The sequence below is a fragment of the Ureibacillus acetophenoni genome, assembly GCF_900220965.1.
GTDB classification, from domain to species: domain Bacteria; phylum Bacillota; class Bacilli; order Bacillales_A; family Planococcaceae; genus Ureibacillus; species Ureibacillus acetophenoni.
This window is the reverse complement of the sequence record NZ_OBQC01000001.1, coordinates 316,682-338,266: the sequence shown is the minus strand read 5'-3', so window position 1 is coordinate 338,266 and position 21,585 is coordinate 316,682. Positions and strand designations below refer to the sequence as shown.

Below are 21,585 nucleotides of genomic sequence, written 5' to 3'. Positions count from 1 at the left end.
ATAGAGTAAGGCTTAAAGTTTTGTCGGATACCTAATTGTATGTTTTTACGAATTATAATATAAACTCATCTACTTTTAGAATTAGCTCTGCAATTTCAGGCTTACTTATTTGACCTTCAGCACCAACTTCTTCACCTTTATGTCTTAAGTCATCTGTAATTAAACTTGAGAAAATAATTACAGGAAGTTTTTGTAAGTTGGTATTTGATTTTATTTTCTTCGTTAAGTGATGTCCATCCATCTGGGGCATTTCAATATCAGTAACAACTAATTGGACAACCTTACTTACATCAGTGCCTGATTGTGCAATAGACTCTAAATAATTATAAGCATCCTTACCATTTTCGAAGAACTCTAGATTTGAATAGCCTGCCTCATTGAACGTATCATTTAATAATTTTCTTAATAACGGTGAATCTTCCGCAATAATAATGCGTTTTTCAGATCTTTCCCGCTTACCTAATTTTTTAACAGAATCAACATTAATTCCAGAATTAGGATTTATATTTACCATAATTTTTTCAAAGTCTAACATTAATATCATTTTATCATTTTGTTTAATGACACCAATAACTTGGGAAGAGCCACCTTGATACATGTCTGATGGTCTTTCAATGTCTTCCCAAGAAATACGATGTATTTGGGTAACATTATCTACATGAAAGACAACTTTTTGTTTATTAAACTCTGCTACAATATATTTTTGCTCAGCACTAAAAGTAGCATTTTGAATTCCTAATACCTTCAACATATCAACTACTGGTAATACTTCTCCACGAAGCTGTATGACACCTTCAACATGAGGGTGTGCATGGGGTATAAATGTAACAGGTATTGGCTGAATAATTTCTTTAACTTTTATGACGTTAATGCCGAAATTATTATTTGCAACATGGAATTCAACAATTTCTAATTCATTTGTTCCGCTCTCTAGTAAAATTCCTTTTGGTTCCAAAATGGTGTTACCCCTTTCCAAATCACAACAATTTATACTGATTGTAACATAGCCAAGACTTTTATCCTATAAGCTATTTTCAGTTGCTTTGACTTGTAAGTGAATAATTAGACCAATAATTGTCATAATTATTAAGGAACCAAAAGCAATACGACTTGCAAGGGCCCCATACTCTGCAAGCATTAGCGTAATTGTCCCGTAAATTGCCGGTCCAACGATAGCAGACACTTTACCGGAAAAAGCAAATAAACCAAAGAATTGCCCTCTTTTATCATCTGGTGTCATTTCAACAATTAACGTTCTTGAAGTTACCCACATAGACCCTAAAGAGATACCAAACATACTACCAGCAAACCAGAACATCCACTTAGCATTTGCAAAAACTCCTATAAATAGGGCGATAATCATTATTATTGCAACTAGTGAAACTGATTTTCTAGCACCAATTGCTTTTGCAATGTGTCCAAAGATAAAGGCGCCGATAATAGATGCAACCGTACTTACTAAATACAAAATGATAAATTCACCGGATGTAAAACCAACAATTGCCGTTGCATACACAGTCATCATTGCAATAGTCGTCGCAATTGCGTCGTTTAAAAAGAAATACGCAATCATAAAAACGAAAATGGACTTATATGTTTTCATTTCTTTAAATGTCTTGAAGATTTCTTTATACCCTTCTAAAAATCCAATTCGTTTCCTCTCATTTTTAGGAATAGGAGTATCTTTATTCACAAAAAACAGTGGTAAAGAGAATAGTAAAAACAATACTGCAGTCGGAATAAATGCACGGTGGTACCCACCATCAGAAACAAGCAAATAAACTAATAACCCAACGATTGTACCTAAATAGCCTAGTGCTACTCCAAAGCCAGAAATAAGCGGCATCTCTTTTTTAGTACCAAGATCACCCATCATAGAATCATAAAATACTAAACTCGAGTTATAGAAAAACTTTGCAATAACAAAACTAATTACTACAAGTAGGAAACCGAGTGGAATGCCACCTACTAAAATAGTATTATCGATTTCTGCTAGAATTCCCATTAAGAATGTGAAGAAAATCGAACAAGAAGTAAACCATACAATGAACTTTTTCTTATAACCTGTTTGGTCAATCCAAACTCCAAAAAGGGGAGAAAATAACACGATAAAGAAACTTGCTATAGCATTAGCATACGAAATAAAAGTACTTGCCACTTGCTGCATCACTTCATTTGTTCCGAGCACTTCGTTTGTATAAAATGGAAAAAATACCGTTGTAATGTTTGACGAGAAAATAGTATTTGCAAAATCATAAAACGCCCAAGACAATATCGGTAGAGACATGTACAAAGCTAACTGACTACGTTCCCCTGGTACAGCTTTGTTAAAAGATTTCCCCATTGTATTCGCTCCTCGCAAATCTGACTTACTTACATTCTATGAGTATCCTATGCAATTTTAGTTGTATGTTTTTAGTCTATATAATATTTAATGAGTGCTTGTGTCCCATTGTCTCCATACCCTCGCTCTAACAAAGTGTTGTAAATTTCCTTTGATAGTTTTACTCCAGGTAATTCGAGACCCATTGCCTCAGCTTCATCAATGGCTATTTTCATATCTTTTATAAAATGCTTTATATAAAATCCAGGATTATAGTTTCCATTAAGCATTTTTGGTCCTAAATTAGATAACGACCATGAACCTGCTGCACCCGTTGATATAGATTGCATCACCTTGTCCAAATCAAGTCCAGCTTTCAATCCATAGGCAATCGATTCACAAACACCAATCATATTTGTTGCGATTAATAGCTGATTACACATTTTAGTATGTTGTCCGCTACCAGCTTCTCCTTGGTAAACTATGTTCGAACCAAACTTTTCAAAAACAGGAAGTAATCGATCGAAAGCTTCTTGATCTCCCCCAACCATGATTGAAAGTGTTCCGTTCTGGGCACCAATATCACCTCCAGATACAGGGGCATCTAACGAGGAAATTCCCTTTTCCTTTGCTAGCTCGTAAACTTTCTTAGCTAATGTTGGTTGTGAAGTAGTCATATCAACGACAATTGCTCCCTGTTTTGCACTTTCCAGTATGCCATTTTCGCTAAAGTAAACTTCTTCAACATCTTGTGGAAAACCAACCATTGTAAAAATTATGTCCTTTTGTTTAGACGCTTTGGCTGGTGTTTCTGCCCAATTTGCTCCTTGATCAATTAATGATTGTGCTTTTTCTTTAGTTCTCGTATATACGGTTACCTCGTAATTTGCAGCAAGTAAATGTTTTACAATGCTCTTGCCCATTACCCCCGTACCAATAAATGCGATTTTTTCTTTTTGTAACATACGATTCACCCCAAAATAGAATTCAAAAAATTATAATTACTTTCTTGTATTTTAACAAATAATAGGAATGGTGTTATGATTTTCAAAAAATTATTACTACAAATTTACAAAGGACCACTCAAAGAGTTGGTCCTTTAAATTTAACTTTGTAATTTTAAACAAAAAAAGAGAGCTGAAAACCAAATGTTTTCAACTCTTAAAGGGGGAAATGAGAATGTTGCTGTGTTCAATAATAATATAGCCAAAAATAAAATTATTAAACATAAATTTCATAAATTTTTTTTAAATTTATTTAACTAATTGAACTTTTATTAAAAATGCTTAATTCAATCTCATATTCATTCATAATTCGATCTAATTCACGACTTAAACGAATTGTCTTCGGATTTTGTAAACCATTCTCGATTCCTGACTGAATCATTAACCTTCGCTTCATTTCGAGTTTTTTTAATGTATCTCTTTTCACAAAATCCCTCCTATGAAATTATACCTGAAACATGGCGTCTAATGTCTATTGTCACCATTCGTAGGATTCAAAATACATAATAATAGATGTTTTACACAATCAAAAGTTTCATGCCGATTAGGCTCGTGGAGTTTCTAAAAATGTATAGACAACATTTCCACCTTGTTTTCCTTCACCTTGAAAATGTTTAAACATCTCATCTTTTACCAGGATTTCCCTAAAATATAAAAATTCTTCCTTTGGAACTTCTATACTATTTATTTCCCCTTTTTTTAATTGTTCAATCATATTTTTATACTTTTCCATATAAAAACACCTTTCTTTCACTAATTGAATTAGTTATTATCTCTTAATTATCTAAAAAACTCTTTACATTTTAGTAATTTTAATGCTAAATTCTTTAATATTATCCCATGAAGGAGCTGCTGCTGTTATGAAAATAGCTGAAGTAGGAAATATTATAGAATTTAAAGACGGTCGTTTACAAGGAATTGTTGAAAAAGTAAACGAAAATTCCGTTATCGTAGATTTAACGATTATGGAAAACTTTCATGACCTTGAAATAGAAGAAAAAACAGTAGTAAATCATAAGAAATATAAAATTTTAAATTCAGATGTTTTTTAATAATTGATTTCCCTCTGCATCGTGAAATGATGATTGGGAAGTCTTTTTTTGTGTTAGTATAAGTACGAGGAGGTAATAACGCTTGAAAACATCTAAGAAAATCATTTTACTCCTAGGCTCACTCATTTTCTTCTATGCGGTTTTCTCTTACTTGTTTAAAGAATCTGATATATTTTGGTACTTATATCCGTTTCTCATTTTAATCGGGATAGCCATTTCCATTTTAACATCTCATCAAGAGGACGAACTTTCAATTTGGAGATGTTTATTATACGGAATTGGATATGGAGTTATTTTATACGGATTAATACGTCTTTCATATATCATTTTTAATTTAGTAGGAAATAATTTTACAAAATCTCTATCAAAGTATATTACAGAGTTTGGACCAAGTAATATTTGGCATTATGTCCTATTAATTTTTATTATCGTAGTTGGTGAAGAACTATTTTGGAGAGGGTATGTTCAACAAACGCTCATTAATTGGACCTCTTCTTTTATAGCTGTTGTACTTTCGAGTATACTATACGCTGGTCCTTTTCTTATAAATGGATACTTTTCATTCGGTTTATTAGTATTCATTTCAGGATTATGTTTGGGAGCTATTTACGAATGGAAAAAGAGTATTCCATTAAACATCGTAGTTCATGAAGTTTATATACTACTTCTGTTTTTACTTATTCCTCTTATCTAATAAGGATCTCATAGGAAAGGAATCCCTGGGTACTTTTACAGATTCAAAGCATATTTCCAACTGCTAACTAATTCGGTGAAACTTTCATCGTATAGAAACGTTTAATTCTTAAGAGGAGGAAATCAACATGACAAAACAAATTAAATTTCTTGCCATACTATGTATTGCTTTACTAATGCTAGTCGGATGTAATACTGCAAAAGATCAGGATACAACAGATGAGACTTCTACTACAGAAGGCAATAACGCAAGTAATGACAACACAGAAAAAGATGAACAACCTACAGAATCAGATGATGTAACAGAAAAAGAATCTAAAACAATCACATATACAACAAATGGTGAACAAAAACAAGAAGAGACTACAGCTGTAAACAGCGATGAGCAACAATACTCAATTGAAATTTTACCAAGTTTCACTTTAACAGCTGAAGAACCTGGAAAAGATATGCTTTATCTAACAGAAAACGGCTCAATTTCTATGCGTATTGAAACAATGTCAGTTAATGACCAAACATATGAAAATTTAATAGCTAATACTGAAGAGATGATGAACGCTGTAGATGAAACAGTCCATCCAACTAATTTTGACATTCAATCTTATATCGCAAATCACTCAGATATTACGAATTACGCTGCATATAAAGTTGATTTAGTCGATGAAATTGTTACAGCAGTTGTTTTTGAAAAAGCGAACCAACTTGTTCGATTAACAATTTTTGATGATCCAAATGTAGATTTAACAGAAGCAATGATAAAAATGGGTCTAACAATTTCAAAGAGCTAATTAGTTAACTTTATGTATTACACAGCTTGGTTAACTACACGTAAATAACGAATTAGTGCCTTAAATCATTAATATTGATTTAAGGCACTTTATTATGTAAAAAAATAATGGTCTGTCTAGAAGGTAAAGTTTCTAGACAGACCAAAAAAATTTGAAGTTATAAACCTAAGCTTTTAATTTTAATCTACATCGATATTTAATGTAAATATCAATTCCTGTTTACCACAAATATTAATAAGACAAGTCTTTAATGGATAAACCTAATTTTTTCAACAAGTTAATAGCCACATCTTTTTCTTCAGCTGTCAACGCACTTAACAATTCATGTAAGTGTTGTTCGTGCTCAGGAAAAAGTTGGTCCATAAATTCAGAACCTTCTTTAGTGATGTCCGCATAAGTTACACGACGATCTGTTGGACATGATACTCTTGCTAAAAAGCCCCTTTTCTCAAGTTTATCAATTACATAGGTAATGGAACCACTTGCAAGAAGTATTTTATTTCCTATTTGTTGAAGTGGCTGTCTTCCTTTATGATAAAGCAATTCGAGCACAGCAAATTCAGTAGGATTTAAACTATTTTGTTGAAAAAATTGATTTGTCACTTCATTAATTGCCTTATTTGCACGTGATAATACGATATAAAGTTTTAGTGATTGTTTAATTTCTTCTGAAGCCATGACAAATCATCCTTTTTTCCTAATAAAAATATTATATCGGCAAATGATGACATTTGTCAAAACGATCTATCCCATTTTATGGGGCATATTTCAATCACGATTGCCAAATATCTATTTAATTAATATTTTATATGACGGCTGATAGGATTCACTAGTAAGTGGTAGTTCGATCACAAAGGACGTTCCAACGTTCTCAATACTTTTCACATAGATGTTTCCTTCATGTTCTTCCACTACTGATTTAACTATTTGTAACCCAAGGCCTGTCCCCTCAGCCTTCGTCGTATAAAAAGGCTGAAACAAATTAGGAATATCCTCTTTTGCAATTCCTCTACCCTCATCACATATAGTAATTTGGACTTTATTTTTCACATTTTTTAATGTGATTGTAATAGTACCACCCATGTCCATTTCTTCTATTGCATTTTTCACAAGATTCATGAGCATTTGTTTTATGCGAGTTGAATTTCCTAATATATTTGAATGTGAATGATTTTTTATATTTAATACTATTTTTATTTTATGGAAATCAGCAAGTGGTGTCATAATTTCTTTTATTTCATTTGCTATATTAGCTACAGATATTAGTTCGTATTTTCTTTCAACTGGTTTTGATAAGTGTAAAATTTCGGAGAGGATTTGCTCCATTCTATCTAATTCAGATTTCATAATACTTAAATATTTCTTATTTTCTTCTGTAGAATTCATTTTAAGTAGTTCAATAAAGCCATTAATTGAAGTCATTGGATTCCGGATTTCGTGAGCAATCGTTGCTGCCATTTGACCGATCAACTGAAGATTATTTTGATGATCTGTTTTTTCTTGTAGTTTCACCATTTTTTGAAACACATCCTTCCGTATGTACTTCTAATCTTTGAAATTTATTACATATTCTAAATCTATTAATCTTCTCCGACAAATATGACATATTCTAATAATAATTTGTAAATTTTTAACTAATTGTTACAGATTATCTGTTCTATTTATTTTTATGTTTCACCAATAGTCAACTTTTTTTCGCAAAAAAATCAAAGATTATACTAAATTACTATATAGTTAAAAATCGAATTAGTAAGAAAAAAGAATTACATATTAATATAACATCATATAAATTTTATAAAAACAAGAATTTATTGTCAATTAGATGGTTTTCTAATAATTCTGAAAATAAATGGTTGGCGAATTTTAGGCCAACCATTCGAAAAATTTGTATAGTTAATGATAAATAAAACTTAACTTTTTAATTTCCTATTCACATAAGCCAAAGCGAAACTCAATAATTGAATATCGTCGTATTCGTCGACATTTTCGTGTTTGTCGTGAAACAACTTTTCTTCAACTCCACGCTGTATCATTTCCTTCGCCTCAGCACGTCCAGTTTTATTTAAAAATTGGGCCATTTCTTCTTCCTCCTTATTCCCAAATGTAATTCTTTTCAAACCTACAAAATTTGCAAAACTTTGTGCTATTATTTTTCCCGCATTTTCTAAAACACGATCATCACGAAGTTTTTTTATATCAATCGTCGAGTCCATAAAGCCACCCTCTATTAAAATGGCAGGCATGTTAGTTTCTCGTAATATATGAAAGTCAGCTTCTTTAATTCCCCTATCTCTTAAACCGTATGCTCTTACTACTGAAGGATGTATAGCTTGCGCTAATCTCCCGCTTATAGTTGACTTGTTTCCTACATATACGTAAGTCTCTACCCCAGACCAAGTCCCCCAGCTTGAAGTATTCGCATTATGGTGAAAAGATATATAATAATTTGCTCCCCAAGAATTGGCTTCATCGGTTCTCTCTTGTAAAGGAACATCCCGTTCACCAGATGGATCATCGAATCGCTTAGCCGTTACTCCTTTATAAAGGGCTAATTCCTTAGCAAATGCTTTTGCAACTTTATTGTTAAAATCCCATTCATATTCTCCATCTGGCGATCTTTTCCCTGGTGTTACGCCAAAGCCACCATGTCCGGCATCATAACCCACTTTTATCATTAATATCACCCTTGGTATATGTTATGTTCTTCTATTATTAAGATAAGTAAATATGACCTAAAATGAGACAATAATAGTTAGAAAAAGGAGTATATACCTAAATAAAGTTATGAATTCCATATAATATACCTAAAAAAAGAGGTTAAATGATTGTTTAAAATCATTTAACCTCTTATACTTTACATTTTTATCCAATTATAACTCTTTCCTTCGGATAACGGTAATGTGCTTTATTTTCCTTACCACCTAAAGAGTATAGAAATGATATGAGACCTACACGCCCTATAAACATTAATATCATAATAATGATTTTTCCAGCTGTTGATAAATTTTCAGTAATTCCTAGACTCAAGCCACAAGTTCCAAAGGCTGAAGTAATTTCGAAAATTACTTGATTAACCGAAGCATACGGTTCAGTGATCAAAAGAAACATTGTAGCAAACAAGACCATAAATGCTGCTAATATAATAACCACGAATGAGCGATACACATCTGTTAAATGTATTTCTCGACCAAATACTTGGATTTCATGCCGTCCATTCGCAAAGTTAATTAAAAAAAGTATAGCTACTGCAAATGTAGTTGTTCTTATTCCTCCACCTACAGAACTAGGTGAAGCCCCAATAAACATTAACAAACTTAAAAATATATCAGTCGCTTCATTAAAAGTCGATATGTCAAGTGTTGTTAGTCCTCCAGAACGAGCTGATATAGAATGAAAAACGGAAGTAAATATTTTTTCATGCCAAGGCATACCCCGAAAAGATTGAAACGATTCAACAAGATAAATTACTACAGCACCTACAAATAAAAGAATTCCATATGTCGCAGTTGTAATTTTTGTAAATAAGCTAAATCGGAAGGTAGGATCTTTACGAGATAAATATTTCTTTGTTTCAACTAACACAGGAAAACCAATTGCACCTAAAACGATAAGTACCATGATCACAAATTGCACAAAATAATCTCCATTAAAAGGCTGTAAACTGTTATTAGTTAGTGTAAAACCTGCATTTGTAGTAGCCGAAATAGAAGTGAAAATTCCATGTTTTAAAGCTTCTCCAAAACTATCATAATAACGTAGAAAATGAACAGAAAGAATCAAAGCTCCAATGAACTCAATAACAAATAAAATTTTAACAATTTCTTTTAATAAATGAACAACACCTGATAAATTATATTGGTTATAGTCAATCATGATTAATTGACGACCACGCATACCTATTTTTCTACCGAACAATATCCAAATAAAAGTACCAATGGACATTATTCCAATAGCACCAATTTGAATAATAAAAAGAAAGATAATTATTCCAAATGGTGTAAAAACATCGACAATATTAAAAACGCTTAGTCCTGTAACACTTATAGCACTAATGGCTGTAAAGAGAGTATCTATATAAGAAACCTCTATTCCTTCTTTATAAACTGCAGGTATACGTAATAACAAAAAAGATATAGCAATTGCTATAAAGTAATAAGTTACAATTAATTGAAAGGGTGTAATAATGTATTCCCGTTTCTTTTTTGGTTGAGCCATTTTGTCGCCTTCTTTTTTATTCAATAATGGTAATTATTACAAATTCAAAATTTATAGTATGAAAAAAGGAACAGCATAACAAAAACTGTTCCAATTTATTTTAACAAATAGTTCTTAACAATTCTTGTTCTGTAGGTTTTGTATGCCCAATTTTCATGTGTTTCAATATGTAAATTTTTCAGTTGAATACCACTTATAGACAAAAGAAAAGACCTCTGCCTATAAATTGCGAAAGGTCTTGCTAAGCAAATTCACCTTTTCGAATACCATTAATTTTCGAAAAGGTTGTGTTACACACCCGATGATATAATGATCATGTAATGACGAATGTGAAGTAAGTATTATAAATAATTATAGCTACTCCCCTTTTAAATAAGTGACAATGGTTATTCAGTTAAAATCATATGGTGACCAGTACGAATTGCAAGTCATTTGATTTCAATATGGTACTCTTTTTTATGTTTATGTTTATTGTAATATTTCACCATTGTCGGCATCGATTCTATGAAATCTGCACACTTAATTTTTCCTTTAGCTAAAAGTCGTTCTGCCTCTTTACAATTAAAATGCCCTTTCCAAGTTAAATAATCTAATGTTTCAATTTCGACTCCTAACTTTTGACGAACGTATTTAATTTGTAAACATGATCTAGTTAAACTAAGGGGTAATCTCCCTTTAGGAAACTTATTAGTCATTAGTTTTACCATCATCCGGTAAACTTCTAAAACAGGATGTGGATGTGGGTCTGTTAGATGTAGGGTTTTCCCTACAGCTTCGGGCTCTTGACTTAAAAATGCACTAGCCTCAATTACATAATCAATTGGTACAACGTTAATAAAAGCCTTTGAATGCCCAACATAAGGAATGTTTGGCATAAACTTAATTTTATCGATCATATTTAGAAAGAAATATGGCCCGTCAAACTTTTTCGTTTCTCCTGTTAGTGAATTTCCTCTTACAATCCCAGGTCGAATGATTGTAGTTGGTATTTTAGTTTTTAAATCTTCAACTATAAGCTCGGCTTCAAACTTCGTTTCTTCGTAATAGTTTTTAAAACCATCTTTAGGACGAATAAGCTCACTCTCTAAGAGGATTCCTTCCCTTTTCCCAGCAACATATGCGGTACTAAAATACATGTAACGAGCTAAATTCGGTAATTTTTGTACAAAATCATTTACATTTCTCGTTCCATCCACATTGACTTTCCAAGCGATTTCTTTAGGAACAGCTAAATCATAGATGGCAGCTAAATGCCAAACAACTTCGATTTGTTCCTGAAATTCCGAAAGCGATTCTTGTACGATTCCTAGCTGGGGTAAGGTAATATCACCTTCAACAATTGTAATCTTTCTCCCTGGAAATGCATCCATAATCTTCATACTTTCATCTTGAGCTTTTTGAATTTCTGTCGGTAAGACAATTGTATATATATGGTCAGCATAGTTTTTTCTAAATAGCTCTCGTACTAATTGACTAGAAATAAAACCAGGAAAACCTGTAAATAAGTGAACCCCCATAACTCACCCCACCTTTTATATAAACGTTAACCTTTATTTGAATGATTATACGATTCACAACTAGCTTATGTTTCATTAAACGTTAAATTATGATAAAAGTTTCAATTGGGGTATGTGTAGAAAGTTGAGTGAAATATAAAGGCTGCTCATAACATTTAGTTCTGAACAGCCTGAATCTTATAATAGACTATATAATTTTATGTTCTCATTTTTTTCAGAGAACCAGCGCATTGCAAATTCATTTTCAAATAAGAATACTAAGTTATCGTATCGGTCTTTCACTAACATCGAACGACTTGAAGACATTGATTCTTTTACAGCATCTTCGTTTTCAATCCAGCGAGCAATTTTAGAACCAATCGGTTGCATTTGAACTTCAACATTGTATTCATTTTTCATACGATGTTCGAATACTTCAAATTGTAATTGACCAACGGCACCAAGAATTACTTCTTCTGTGTGAAGGGTTTTATAGTATTGGATTGCCCCTTCTTGAACTAATTGTAAAATCCCTTTATGGAATTGCTTTTGTTTCATAACGTTTTTAGCAGTAACACGTACAAATAGTTCAGGCGTAAATTGAGGTAATTTTTCAAATTGGAAAGATTTTTTACCTCCAACAACTGTGTCACCGATTTGATATGTTCCAGTATCATATAATCCAATAATATCTCCAGCTACAGCTTCATTTACAGTTTCACGATCATCAGCTAAAAATTGAGTAGATTGTGTCACTTTAAACGACTTTCCAGTTCGGGTTAAAGTCATATTCATACCTCGCTCGAATTTACCCGAAACAATCCGTACAAAAGCAATACGGTCTCGGTGAGCTGGGTTCATGTTAGCTTGTATTTTAAAGATGAATCCAGAAAAATCATCATGTTCTACTGGTTCAATATATTGTTCATCTTCCGTAAGTCTTGGTTGAGGTGTAGGAGCAAATTTTAAGTAAGTTTCTAAGAAAGTTTGAACCCCGAAGTTTGTTAGTGCAGATCCAAAGAATACTGGCGTTAACTCCCCACGACGAATTTTTTCTTCAGAAAATTCATTCCCTGCCTCATTTAGTAATACGATGTCATCCATTGCTTGAGTGTAATAAGAAGTTTCTTTCATTGGATGGTCAATAGCTAATTCACCATTTTCATCGATAGGTAAATAACGATGGTCTTCGTCTGTACGGAATTGCTCAATACGATTGTTATATCGATCATAAATACCAAGGAATTCCTTACCCATACCAATTGGCCAGTTCATTGGATACGCATTGATTTCTAGAACTTCTTCTAACTCTTCAATAATTTCTAAGGGCTCTTTTCCTTGACGGTCTAATTTGTTTATAAATGTGAAGATCGGTATACCGCGCATACGACAAACTTTAAATAATTTAAGTGTTTGTGCTTCGATCCCTTTAGCAACGTCAACTACCATTACCGCACTATCAACAGCCATTAATGTACGGTAAGTATCTTCTGAGAAGTCTTGGTGCCCTGGCGTATCTAAAATATTTACACGGAAGCCGTCATAATCGAACTGCATAACTGATGATGTAACAGAAATACCACGTTGCTTTTCGATTTCCATCCAGTCACTCGTTGCAAATTTCCCTGTTTTCTTCCCCTTTACGGTACCTGCGTCACGAATCGCGCCGCCAAATAATAATAATTTTTCTGTAATCGTCGTTTTCCCAGCATCCGGGTGGGAGATGATAGCAAACGTACGACGTGATAAAATATCTTGCTCTAATTTTGAAGTCATGTTTTTTCGTATCTCCTTTTTCTACTTTCTTATAATAAAAGAAAATAACTATTCCGTACAACCTTTTTATCTAATGTCCAACATTATTTAATATTTAATTTTACAAACTGTTCATGAAAATGATGTATTTCAATTTAAGTTAATCCCCTTATAATAGTAATTAAAATGTGCGGTCAATTTATTAGAAAGGAGTACAGTTTAAATAAGTATCATCATTACAAATACAAATGTAGATTTACTTTTAAACAGACTTAGGTTTAGTAATAGTGAAAAAACTCAATTGATTGAAGCAAACCTTTCTAAGTTAAAATCCGGGATAATTGGTGAGCAACGCTTATTTAGAATGTTAGAAAGCTACCGTAATCATTTTCCTTACAAAGTAGTTAAGGATGTTTCCCTAGATGCGGGAGGTAAGTTTCAAATCGATTGTATGATTTTAACCCCTAAACTTATTTTTATTCTTGAGAGTAAAAATATTGGTGGAAAACTATACTTTGAGAAAAATCCTGAAAGACTTGTCCGTGTAAAAGAAAATGGTGAAACTAGTGTTTTAGAAAGTCCTGAAATTCAAGTCGAAAGAAATGTAGCATTATTTAATTGGTGGCTGGAACAGCAAGGGTTAAAAATTCCTGTTGTAGGTGCTTTTGTATTTACAAGTTCAACTCCCCCGTTAATATTAAAAGGCCCTGAGAGAGTCACTTCCCTTTTTCCTAAATCCATATTTTATTATCTTCATCAAAAATGGAATGAATATAACGATAGAGAACAATGCTTATCGAAAGGTGACATAGATAAATTAAGCAAAATAATTCAAATTGAGTGTAAGAAAAATCGTTTTGAGCAATACCCTTTAAGGAAAAGTTGGAATCTCGATACAGTACAAATTGTAAATGGGGTCCGTTGTCTGAAATGTAGCAGGATAGGCATGGCTAGACTTTATGGTAAATGGCAATGTCCTGCTTGTAACCATAGTGACAAAGATTCTCACATACCTACACTTCAAGAATGGTTTATTTTCAACAAAGACCAAATAACAAATGCAGAATGCCGAGACTATTTAATGATTACTGATCGGCATTTAGCTAAACGATTATTAAAACATGAGAATCTTTTAGAATTTTTTAGTTATAAGAGCACTTACTATAAGTGGAAATGGTAAGATGAACCACCTTTTGAATTTTCAAAAGGTGGTTTTTTTGAGGACTGCTTTTTAATCTGGTCTGGAGTTGATCGTAAGCACCAAAGTGTTGCTCGTAATTGGGAGAAACTTGCTCATAGACCTGTTGAAGTTGCTCATAAACATGCTAAAGTTGCTCATTAAACAAGATTGGGGCCGGAGTTGATCATAAGTCCCAAAAAGTTGCTCGTAAACCGAGAAAACTTGCTCATAAATCAACTGAAGTTGCTCATAAACATGCTAAAGTTGCTCATTAAACAAGATTGGGGCCGGAGTTGATCATAAGTCCCAAAAAGTTGCTCGTAAACCGAGAAAACTTGCTCATAAATCAACCGAAGTGGCTCGTAAACATGTTAAAGTTGCTCATTAAAATAGATCGAGATCTGAGTTGCTCATAAGTCCAAAAAAGTTGCTCGTAAACCAGAGAAACTTGCTCAAAACTCAGCCGAAGTCGCTCGTAAACATGCTAAAGTTGCTCATTAAAATAGCTCGAGATCGAAGTTGATCATAAGTCCCAAAAAGTTGCTCGTAAACCGAGAAAACTTGCTCATAAATCAACCGAAGTTGCTCGTAAACATGCTAAAGTTGCTCATTAAAATAGATCGAGAACGAAGTTGATCATAAGTACCAAAAAGTTGCTCTTAAACTAGAGAAACTTGCTCATAACTCAGCCGAAGTCGCTCGTAAATCCCCAAAAATGTACCTCAAGTAAACAGTTGCCACTTTTATTCTAGAAACAATACAAAAACCCTCTCAAACTTAGAGAGGGCGTGCATTAGCATTATTATTTTACAAATTTCAATTGTCCTACTTCAATCGCAATTTGTGCGTCACTATGTGGATATTTGGTATTACCTATAATTTGATAATCTTCATGTCCTTTTCCTGCAAAGATAATAATATCTCCTGGTTCTGCTACCGAAACTGCGTGGCGAACAGCTTCTGCTCGGTCGCCGATACATGCATAGTTTTCATGTAGCATTCCTTTTGCCAAATCGCCTGTAATACTATCGTAGTCTTCATAACGAGGATCATCTGTTGTCAAAATAACGTAATCCGCGCGTGAGGCCTTCTCTGCCATTGTCGGTCGTTTCGACTTATCTCGATTTCCACCTGTTCCAATTAAGAAAATTAATTTATTTTCAGGCTTTTTATATGGTAGCGCTGCATTGATTGCTTTTTCAATTGCATCCGGAGTATGTGCATAGTCTATAAACAGTTGAATCGGTAAATCTGTTTTTACTAGTTCCATTCTACCTCTAATTGGATTTAGATCTTCAATTTGTTCTAAAATGGCTTCAAGTGGGAATCCTCGACCATAAAACACGGCAGTTGCTGCTAATATATTGTATACATTAAACTCACCTAAAAGTTTCATGGTAACAGGAAATTTCCCTTCCGGCGTAATCATATCAAAAGTTGTTAAACCATCATCGTAGTTGCAATTTTCAGCTGTAAAGTCCGCTGAATTTTTAAGCCCGTAAGTCCAAACTGGATAAGGAGTTAGTTTTGCATATTTTTCTGACCATGGATCATCCGCATTTAGGACAACATATTTATTCTTCGTTAAGTCTTGACCCATTTGTGAGAAGAGCAATCCTTTTGCATTTCCGTACTCTTCCATCGTTCCATGAAAATCTAAATGGTCATGCGTTAAATTTGTAAATACAGCAATATCATAATCTACACCAGCTAATCGACCTAACGCTAACCCGTGAGAAGATACTTCCATCACCATAGCTCTGCACCCTTCCATCTTTGCACGGAAGATCATTTGTTGAGTACTTAATGCATCGCTAGTTGTATTTGCCGATTCATATAAAACACCATTTAAATTAAAACCAATTGTACCAGTTAGTGCAGATTTTTCACCCATACCTAACAACATATGATGGATGATACCTGAGACACTTGTTTTACCATTCGTACCCGTTACACCAATTAACGTTAAATCTTTTGACGGGTTGTCAAAAAATTTCGCAGCTAATAATCCTAGCGCACGATTCGTATCTGCGACAATCACTTGGGCAACTTGACCTTCTAACTCAAGTTCCCTTTCTGTTACAATAACAATAGCCCCTGAATCTACAGCCTTTTGTGCGTAATCATGTCCGTCAACTGTATAGCCTTTTATACATATAAAAATACTTTTTGGTTGCACACTTCTAGAATCGATTGAAATATCTTTAACATTACTAGGTAACTGCCCAATAACCTTTTTTAAAGGGATTACACTTAACAATTCCTCTGTATACATCCTAAAATCCTCCATTCAATCATTGGTTAGTTACATTCACCATTCAAATTATGTATTCAAATCTTTTAACGCTAATCTACATTTTTTGATTTTTTAAAAGTGAAAAAATAGTACTGAATGAAATTAATCATATCAAAAATATGGTTACTTCGATATTACTTTTTAATTATTTTTATATTAACAATCGAGGCTGTCCATGTAATTTTCTCACGAAAGAGGGTCCAAATTAAACTTTTTTGAACCATTTCTTAACATATTTTATTAAATTATTGCCATCAAATAAATTTCTTTACCTAAAAGCCTATAGACAGCCTCGATTTTTTTATTTTAATACCATTCTCACAAGATTTACTTTCTTTTTATAAGGTGGATATAACAAATCATTCGTTACCTTAGTAGAACGTTGCATAATCGATTTAGGATGGGTGAAATTTTCAAAGCTAGCTTTTCCGTGATAAGCATTCACCCCTGATGGCCCGACTCCCCCAAATGGTAGATAGATATTTCCAACATGAGTAATTGTATCGTTAATACAACCACCACCAAATGGTAATTGTTCAAGGAAATATTCTACTGCTTTTTCATGCTCGGAGAAGAAATAAGCTGCAAGTGGTTTAGGAAGCTTCCTAACTTCATCAATTGCAACGTGTAGTTGGTCATAAGGCATTATTGGAAGTATTGGGCCAAATATTTCGTCTTCCATAATCGGACTTGTCCAAGTTATGTTTTCTAAAAGTGTCGGCTCAATATACCGGTCTTCTAAATCATAGTATCCACCATACGAAATTTGTTCATTTTCTTGTTCCAACAACTGAACAAGACGCTCCAATTGTTTATGATTAATAATTCTTCCATAATCTTTACTTTGCTGTGGATCCTCACCAAAGAACTGTTTGATTGTTTTCTTTAATAGTTCAATAAATTCGTTATACACTGTTTGTTGAACGAGCACATAGTCTGGTGCAACACATGTTTGTCCATTATTATTAAATTTGCCCCACACAATTCGTTTCGCCGCTAATTCTAAATTCGCAGTATGGTCTACAATTGTCGGGCTTTTTCCACCTAACTCTAATGTAATTGGTGTAAGTCTTTCTGCTGCCGCACGCATAACCACTTTCCCAACAGCGACACTGCCAGTAAAAAATATATAATCAAAGGATGCATGGATGAGCGCTGTTACCTCTTCTTTTTCACCTTCAACAACCGCTACATAGTTAGGTTCAAAAGTTTCTTCAATAATTTTTTTCACAATTTCACAAGTATGAACCGCCGATTCAGAAGGTTTTACTACCGCCGTATTTCCTCCAGCAATCGCACCAATTAATGGCTCCATTACTAGTTGGAATGGATAATTAAATGGAGCAATAATTAATGTTACTCCATATGGTTCTCTAATGATAAAACTTTTAGCTGGTTGTAAAGATAATGGTGTTTTTACTTCTGTATGTTTAACCCATTCATCAATATTTTTTAACATGTAACGAATACTACTTAACACAATACCTACTTCATTTGTATACCCTTCAAACTCACTTTTGCCTAAATCTAAATTTAAAGCTTTTAAAATTTCTTGCTCATATTTTTTTATGGACTTTGCTAATTTTTGAAGTTGTTCTTTTCGAAATTCCAACGATCTAGGTTCACCATCATAGTAATACGCTCTTTGATTTGAAATTATTTTTTCAACATCATGTGGAGTAAGGCTCATAATATCATCCTCTCTCTTTTTAAATTTTATTACATAAATTTAAATCTAGTTGTTCATAATAACAATGTACATTTACTACTTCGTGTAGTGAATTTCCTTCTTATAGCATAACTCAATTCGCTTTTTCCAAGCGAGAGAAATGCTATGAAAGAAAGGGATACATTTAAAAAAGGGGGCAATTTTTATGATTTCGACTGATAATTGGTGGGAGCAAATATTTTCTGGACCTTTATCCATAGGTCTCAATGAGGATAAAGTGCATCTATTAGAAGACGAAACGTTTTTATTCTTAAATGAAGAACAATTGCCACAAGAAGACACACAAACTGAATAGAACTTGAGTAACTGTTTTTGAGGAAAGTAGATTTTGAAAATTTAATATGAATTTGCTATTATTTCCTCCTCATTATTAATATAATTTAATATGAGGAGGGAGTAATACTATGAGAAAGTTTAATACAATCTTTTTATTACTTTTAACAATCTTTATCGTATTTGGGTTAACCGTTTTCTTTATTAGTGATACGGACCCGTTTAAAAATACTCCAGTACCCGAAATGGAATCGATGAGTAGAACACCCGGTTATTCAACAATGATGACGGTTGCTTCTATTGTTGAAGATGAAATTTCTGAAGAAGTAATCCTTGATTTACAAGTGTCACCGGAAGATGGTGAAGAACATGTATCATTAAAGCTTTTGAGCGACGAAATTTTAACGGAAGAAAACTTATTGAAATCAAGTTACCCAATACTATTACAATCATCTGAAATTGAGAATTTATCTTCTTTTTCTATTTCATGGCATTTAGAAAATGACCTCACAGTAATGTCCTTCACATTAGATAAAGCTGATTTGTCGAATATGATGTTGGAAAACTACGCAACAATTCCTTCCATAGCAGAAGATTATTATAAACATGAATCAATGAACTAAAAAACAAGGTTCCCTATCAAATCTGGGATACCTTGTTTTTGTTTATTATTCTGCTACTACGTCTGGATGAAAGCCATCATTTTGTAAATAATTAGCATGACTCCAAATATTAATTTGTTTTAATTTCGCTTGATCTTCTATTTTCTTAAAGTCCTCTTCTAAAGTATTATTCGGTTCATGAATAAATCTTACGGCAGCAAATCCTTCTTGTAATAATCGTTCTTGTAGTAATACATCATCTACGAATACGTAAGCTAACAACCTGCCGTAATTATCTGTTTTTGGACCATTATCATATAATACTTCAATTTTTTTTGCATTTTCGAGTAGCCCCATTGTAAATTCCTTTGCCTCTGGAGCATAAGGCATTGGGTCATTGTCTTCATAATTCATCTCAGGTGTGTCGACCATTAATAATCGAACTCTCTCTTCTTTACCATTAATAGTAAGTCTAAAAGTATCACCATCATTCGTTAAAACATATCTAGCATTAATAAGTTTATTGCCTGTTACATTTTCTGCATAGGTAGGTGAAATTAGAAACCCATCTGTATTCGTTGCAGGTTCTTCTTTTTTCAATAAATTGTTATATAAATAAAACAATAAGAACGCTAATATAATTATTGTTATTACAATTCTAATATCACTTAAATTCATAAAGGTAGATCCCCATTACTTTCAATTTCAAAAATTAAATTTCATCGTCTGAATCAAGAACCTCTGGCGGAATGTCCGCAAATGTTTCGCCTTCTTCTTCTAAATCACGCATGTTATGTGCGATTCTAGAAGCTGCACTTGCTGCTATACTTGCCACAAGGTCATCTAAAAAGGTATGAACAGATTCCCCGACTTTTGTATCTAATTTTTTTATTATTCCAATTTTCTCTTTGTCTAAGTGACCATAAGTTGTTAGTGCAATACTTCCATAGGTAAGAACAGATCCTAAAGCAAGTGTTTCATCAACCCCAAATAATCCTTCGTCTGTTTCGACAATTTGTTGCAGTGGTTGTGATAGCATTTTCTTTTCTGCCAATTCATCAAGCTCTACCCCTACTAAAACGGCATGTTGAACTTCACGTTTTCTTAAAACACGTGTTACAGAGTTAATACAATGCTCCATTTGAAGTCCATCATTATATTGTTTTTGCATTAGATAAACAATTTCCGCGATATCTTCTATTTTTACACCACGACGTTCTAACGCTTCTTTTGCTGCTTTTGTAACATCATTTGAGTGGACACGTCCATTTTTACCATTCATACAAAAAACCCTCTCTATGTCTTTATTTTTATTACCGAATTAATTGTTTAAGCTTAAAGTACACGGGTACAATTCATTATGATACAATCAAAAATATTACATATGTTAGGAGGTCTTAATTGTGGAAAAGGGCACGATTCAAGACGTAGCATTTTTTAGCCAATCTTTAGAAGAAGAAATCGATTTATTAGTTTATGTTCCAGCAAATTATACTCCTTTAAATAAATATAACATTTTACTTGCATCTGATGGAAAAGATTACTTTCAACTAGGTGGGATAACAAAATTAGCCGATGAATTAATTGAAGAATATGAAATTGAAAACATAATTATCGTAGGAATACCATATAAAAATATACATGACCGAAAAGAGAAATACATTCCTACAGGCAATAAGCATGAAGCCTATTTACATTTCTTAGCTCATGAACTAGTTCCATATTTAGACAGAGAATATTCGACTTTACAAATGGGGTCAACACGCGGACTTATTGGAGATTCTATGGCAGCAACTGTCTCGTTACTAGCAGCATTGAAATATCCAAATATTTTTAGTAAGGCCATTTTGCAATCCCCATATGTCGATGAACATGTATTAGATATTGTTCAGAATACACAAAATAATGGACACATTTCAATTTATCACATCATTGGTAAAGAAGAGAATAAAGTACTTACGATGGATAAAACTATAAAAGATTTTTTAACACCTAACAGACAATTACATCAGCTATTAAAAGAAAAAGGCTATAACACATTTTATGAAGAATTTGATGGTAATCATACTTGGAAATATTGGAAACCAGACTTAAGAAGAGCTTTGATTAAAAATTTTCCATACTAGGGGTTATGAGTTTCTTAACTTGTCTGAATTTTGTTATACTTAAAAAGTTAAGA

The 21,585-nt window shown here is 32.9% G+C and carries 22 protein-coding genes; 7 read left to right on the top strand and 15 right to left on the bottom strand.

Annotated elements, in window-relative coordinates; translation table 11 throughout:
• Positions 1–52: 52 nt before the first annotated feature.
• The 5 genes from CRO45_RS01460 to CRO45_RS01440 all read right to left on the bottom strand — a co-directional run bounded on the left by CRO45_RS01460 (position 53) and on the right by CRO45_RS01440 (position 4,060).
• Positions 53–955, bottom strand: a complete 903-nt coding sequence (locus CRO45_RS01460) for a chemotaxis protein (RefSeq protein ID WP_170949378.1) — start codon at positions 953–955, stop codon at positions 53–55.
• A 66-nt stretch (positions 956–1,021) separates the two neighbouring features.
• Entirely contained in the window at positions 1,022–2,344 is a 1,323-nt protein-coding gene (locus CRO45_RS01455; protein WP_097147844.1) for an MFS transporter, read from the bottom strand.
• A gap of 71 nt (positions 2,345–2,415) precedes the next feature.
• Entirely contained in the window at positions 2,416–3,288 is an 873-nt protein-coding gene (locus CRO45_RS01450; protein ID WP_097147843.1) for an NAD(P)-dependent oxidoreductase, read from the bottom strand.
• Between the two features lie 292 nt (positions 3,289–3,580).
• A complete protein-coding gene (locus CRO45_RS01445; RefSeq protein WP_268878109.1) occupies positions 3,581–3,754 on the bottom strand; it encodes an aspartyl-phosphate phosphatase Spo0E family protein in 174 nt (57 codons plus the stop codon).
• A gap of 117 nt (positions 3,755–3,871) precedes the next feature.
• The gene (locus tag CRO45_RS01440; protein WP_097147842.1) at positions 3,872–4,060 is read right to left on the bottom strand and encodes a hypothetical protein; all 189 of its coding nucleotides are present in this window, start codon (positions 4,058–4,060) and stop codon (positions 3,872–3,874) included.
• Positions 4,061–4,187: 127 nt separating this feature from the next.
• On the opposite strand from CRO45_RS01440, the gene CRO45_RS01435 reads away from it, so the two are divergent.
• From CRO45_RS01435 to CRO45_RS01425, 3 genes are all read left to right on the top strand, one after another.
• On the top strand, positions 4,188–4,379 hold the full coding sequence (locus CRO45_RS01435; protein ID WP_097147841.1) for a YkvS family protein: 192 nt from the start codon (positions 4,188–4,190) through the stop codon (positions 4,377–4,379).
• 82 nt (positions 4,380–4,461) lie between these two features.
• The gene (locus CRO45_RS01430; RefSeq protein WP_097147840.1) at positions 4,462–5,073 is read left to right on the top strand and encodes a CPBP family intramembrane glutamic endopeptidase; all 612 of its coding nucleotides are present in this window, start codon (positions 4,462–4,464) and stop codon (positions 5,071–5,073) included.
• Between the two features lie 127 nt (positions 5,074–5,200).
• Positions 5,201–5,860 (top strand): hypothetical protein, encoded by a 660-nt coding sequence (locus tag CRO45_RS01425; protein ID WP_097147839.1) that lies wholly within the window; start codon positions 5,201–5,203, stop codon positions 5,858–5,860.
• Between the two features lie 231 nt (positions 5,861–6,091).
• Here CRO45_RS01425 and CRO45_RS01420 read toward each other — a convergent pair whose 3' ends face one another.
• From CRO45_RS01420 to CRO45_RS01395, 6 genes are all read right to left on the bottom strand, one after another.
• Positions 6,092–6,538 carry a MarR family winged helix-turn-helix transcriptional regulator gene (locus CRO45_RS01420; RefSeq protein ID WP_097147838.1) on the bottom strand — a complete coding sequence of 149 codons (447 nt, stop codon included), beginning with the start codon at positions 6,536–6,538 and terminating at the stop codon, positions 6,092–6,094.
• Positions 6,539–6,649: 111 nt separating this feature from the next.
• The gene (locus tag CRO45_RS01415) at positions 6,650–7,375 is read right to left on the bottom strand and encodes a sensor histidine kinase (protein ID WP_097147837.1); all 726 of its coding nucleotides are present in this window, start codon (positions 7,373–7,375) and stop codon (positions 6,650–6,652) included.
• A 395-nt stretch (positions 7,376–7,770) separates the two neighbouring features.
• The gene (locus tag CRO45_RS01410; RefSeq protein ID WP_097147836.1) at positions 7,771–8,535 is read right to left on the bottom strand and encodes an N-acetylmuramoyl-L-alanine amidase family protein; all 765 of its coding nucleotides are present in this window, start codon (positions 8,533–8,535) and stop codon (positions 7,771–7,773) included.
• A gap of 187 nt (positions 8,536–8,722) precedes the next feature.
• Complete coding sequence (locus CRO45_RS01405; protein ID WP_097147835.1) at positions 8,723–10,075, bottom strand: TrkH family potassium uptake protein; 1,353 nt, start codon at positions 10,073–10,075, stop codon at positions 8,723–8,725.
• A gap of 428 nt (positions 10,076–10,503) precedes the next feature.
• Positions 10,504–11,592 (bottom strand): SDR family oxidoreductase, encoded by a 1,089-nt coding sequence (locus tag CRO45_RS01400; protein WP_097147834.1) that lies wholly within the window; start codon positions 11,590–11,592, stop codon positions 10,504–10,506.
• Positions 11,593–11,769: 177 nt separating this feature from the next.
• Positions 11,770–13,347 (bottom strand): peptide chain release factor 3, encoded by a 1,578-nt coding sequence (locus tag CRO45_RS01395; RefSeq protein WP_097147833.1) that lies wholly within the window; start codon positions 13,345–13,347, stop codon positions 11,770–11,772.
• Positions 13,348–13,627: 280 nt separating this feature from the next.
• Between CRO45_RS01395 and CRO45_RS01390 the strand changes: the two genes are divergently transcribed.
• Positions 13,628–14,506, top strand: a complete 879-nt coding sequence (locus tag CRO45_RS01390; protein ID WP_097147832.1) for a nuclease-related domain-containing protein — start codon at positions 13,628–13,630, stop codon at positions 14,504–14,506.
• Between the two features lie 802 nt (positions 14,507–15,308).
• Here CRO45_RS01390 and CRO45_RS01385 read toward each other — a convergent pair.
• Both CRO45_RS01385 and CRO45_RS01380 read right to left on the bottom strand, forming a co-directional pair.
• Positions 15,309–16,781 (bottom strand): UDP-N-acetylmuramoyl-L-alanyl-D-glutamate--2,6-diaminopimelate ligase, encoded by a 1,473-nt coding sequence (locus CRO45_RS01385; protein WP_097147831.1) that lies wholly within the window; start codon positions 16,779–16,781, stop codon positions 15,309–15,311.
• A 322-nt stretch (positions 16,782–17,103) separates the two neighbouring features.
• Positions 17,104–18,492 carry an aldehyde dehydrogenase gene (locus CRO45_RS01380; RefSeq protein ID WP_097147830.1) on the bottom strand — a complete coding sequence of 463 codons (1,389 nt, stop codon included), beginning with the start codon at positions 18,490–18,492 and terminating at the stop codon, positions 17,104–17,106.
• 184 nt (positions 18,493–18,676) lie between these two features.
• Here CRO45_RS01380 and CRO45_RS19965 point away from each other — a divergent pair, with 184 nt between their 5' ends.
• The gene (locus CRO45_RS19965; protein ID WP_170949377.1) at positions 18,677–18,826 is read left to right on the top strand and encodes a hypothetical protein; all 150 of its coding nucleotides are present in this window, start codon (positions 18,677–18,679) and stop codon (positions 18,824–18,826) included.
• Positions 18,827–18,935: 109 nt separating this feature from the next.
• Positions 18,936–19,427 (top strand): hypothetical protein, encoded by a 492-nt coding sequence (locus CRO45_RS01375; protein WP_097147829.1) that lies wholly within the window; start codon positions 18,936–18,938, stop codon positions 19,425–19,427.
• A 45-nt stretch (positions 19,428–19,472) separates the two neighbouring features.
• Here the strand turns inward: CRO45_RS01375 and CRO45_RS01370 are convergent, their stop codons facing one another.
• Both CRO45_RS01370 and CRO45_RS01365 read right to left on the bottom strand, forming a co-directional pair.
• Entirely contained in the window at positions 19,473–20,084 is a 612-nt protein-coding gene (locus tag CRO45_RS01370) for a thermonuclease family protein (protein WP_097147828.1), read from the bottom strand.
• Between the two features lie 34 nt (positions 20,085–20,118).
• Complete coding sequence (locus tag CRO45_RS01365) at positions 20,119–20,688, bottom strand: phosphatidylglycerophosphatase A family protein (protein WP_097147827.1); 570 nt, start codon at positions 20,686–20,688, stop codon at positions 20,119–20,121.
• A gap of 121 nt (positions 20,689–20,809) precedes the next feature.
• Between CRO45_RS01365 and CRO45_RS01360 the strand changes: the two genes are divergently transcribed.
• Entirely contained in the window at positions 20,810–21,532 is a 723-nt protein-coding gene (locus CRO45_RS01360; RefSeq protein ID WP_097147826.1) for an alpha/beta hydrolase, read from the top strand.
• Positions 21,533–21,585 lie beyond the last annotated feature (53 nt).

Excerpts from the sequence above, each read along its gene's own strand:
- CRO45_RS01395 (WP_097147833.1), bottom strand. The coding sequence starts at position 13,347 with ATGACTTCAAAATTAGAGCAAGATATTTTATCACGTCGTACGTTTGCT.
- CRO45_RS01375 (WP_097147829.1), top strand. The coding sequence starts at position 18,936 with ATGAGAAAGTTTAATACAATCTTTTTATTACTTTTAACAATCTTTATC.
- CRO45_RS01425 (WP_097147839.1), top strand. The coding sequence starts at position 5,201 with ATGACAAAACAAATTAAATTTCTTGCCATACTATGTATTGCTTTACTA.
- CRO45_RS01415 (WP_097147837.1), bottom strand. The coding sequence starts at position 7,375 with ATGGTGAAACTACAAGAAAAAACAGATCATCAAAATAATCTTCAGTTG.
- CRO45_RS01385 (WP_097147831.1), bottom strand. The coding sequence starts at position 16,781 with ATGTATACAGAGGAATTGTTAAGTGTAATCCCTTTAAAAAAGGTTATT.
- CRO45_RS01405 (WP_097147835.1), bottom strand. The coding sequence starts at position 10,075 with ATGGCTCAACCAAAAAAGAAACGGGAATACATTATTACACCCTTTCAA.
- CRO45_RS01420 (WP_097147838.1), bottom strand. The coding sequence starts at position 6,538 with ATGGCTTCAGAAGAAATTAAACAATCACTAAAACTTTATATCGTATTA.
- CRO45_RS01365 (WP_097147827.1), bottom strand. The coding sequence starts at position 20,688 with ATGAATGGTAAAAATGGACGTGTCCACTCAAATGATGTTACAAAAGCA.
- CRO45_RS19965 (WP_170949377.1), top strand. The coding sequence starts at position 18,677 with ATGATTTCGACTGATAATTGGTGGGAGCAAATATTTTCTGGACCTTTA.
- CRO45_RS01370 (WP_097147828.1), bottom strand. The coding sequence starts at position 20,084 with ATGAATTTAAGTGATATTAGAATTGTAATAACAATAATTATATTAGCG.
- CRO45_RS01380 (WP_097147830.1), bottom strand. The coding sequence starts at position 18,492 with ATGAGCCTTACTCCACATGATGTTGAAAAAATAATTTCAAATCAAAGA.
- CRO45_RS01450 (WP_097147843.1), bottom strand. The coding sequence starts at position 3,288 with ATGTTACAAAAAGAAAAAATCGCATTTATTGGTACGGGGGTAATGGGC.
- CRO45_RS01410 (WP_097147836.1), bottom strand. The coding sequence starts at position 8,535 with ATGATAAAAGTGGGTTATGATGCCGGACATGGTGGCTTTGGCGTAACA.
- CRO45_RS01400 (WP_097147834.1), bottom strand. The coding sequence starts at position 11,592 with ATGGGGGTTCACTTATTTACAGGTTTTCCTGGTTTTATTTCTAGTCAA.
- CRO45_RS01435 (WP_097147841.1), top strand. The coding sequence starts at position 4,188 with ATGAAAATAGCTGAAGTAGGAAATATTATAGAATTTAAAGACGGTCGT.
- CRO45_RS01440 (WP_097147842.1), bottom strand. The coding sequence starts at position 4,060 with ATGGAAAAGTATAAAAATATGATTGAACAATTAAAAAAAGGGGAAATA.
- CRO45_RS01455 (WP_097147844.1), bottom strand. The coding sequence starts at position 2,344 with ATGGGGAAATCTTTTAACAAAGCTGTACCAGGGGAACGTAGTCAGTTA.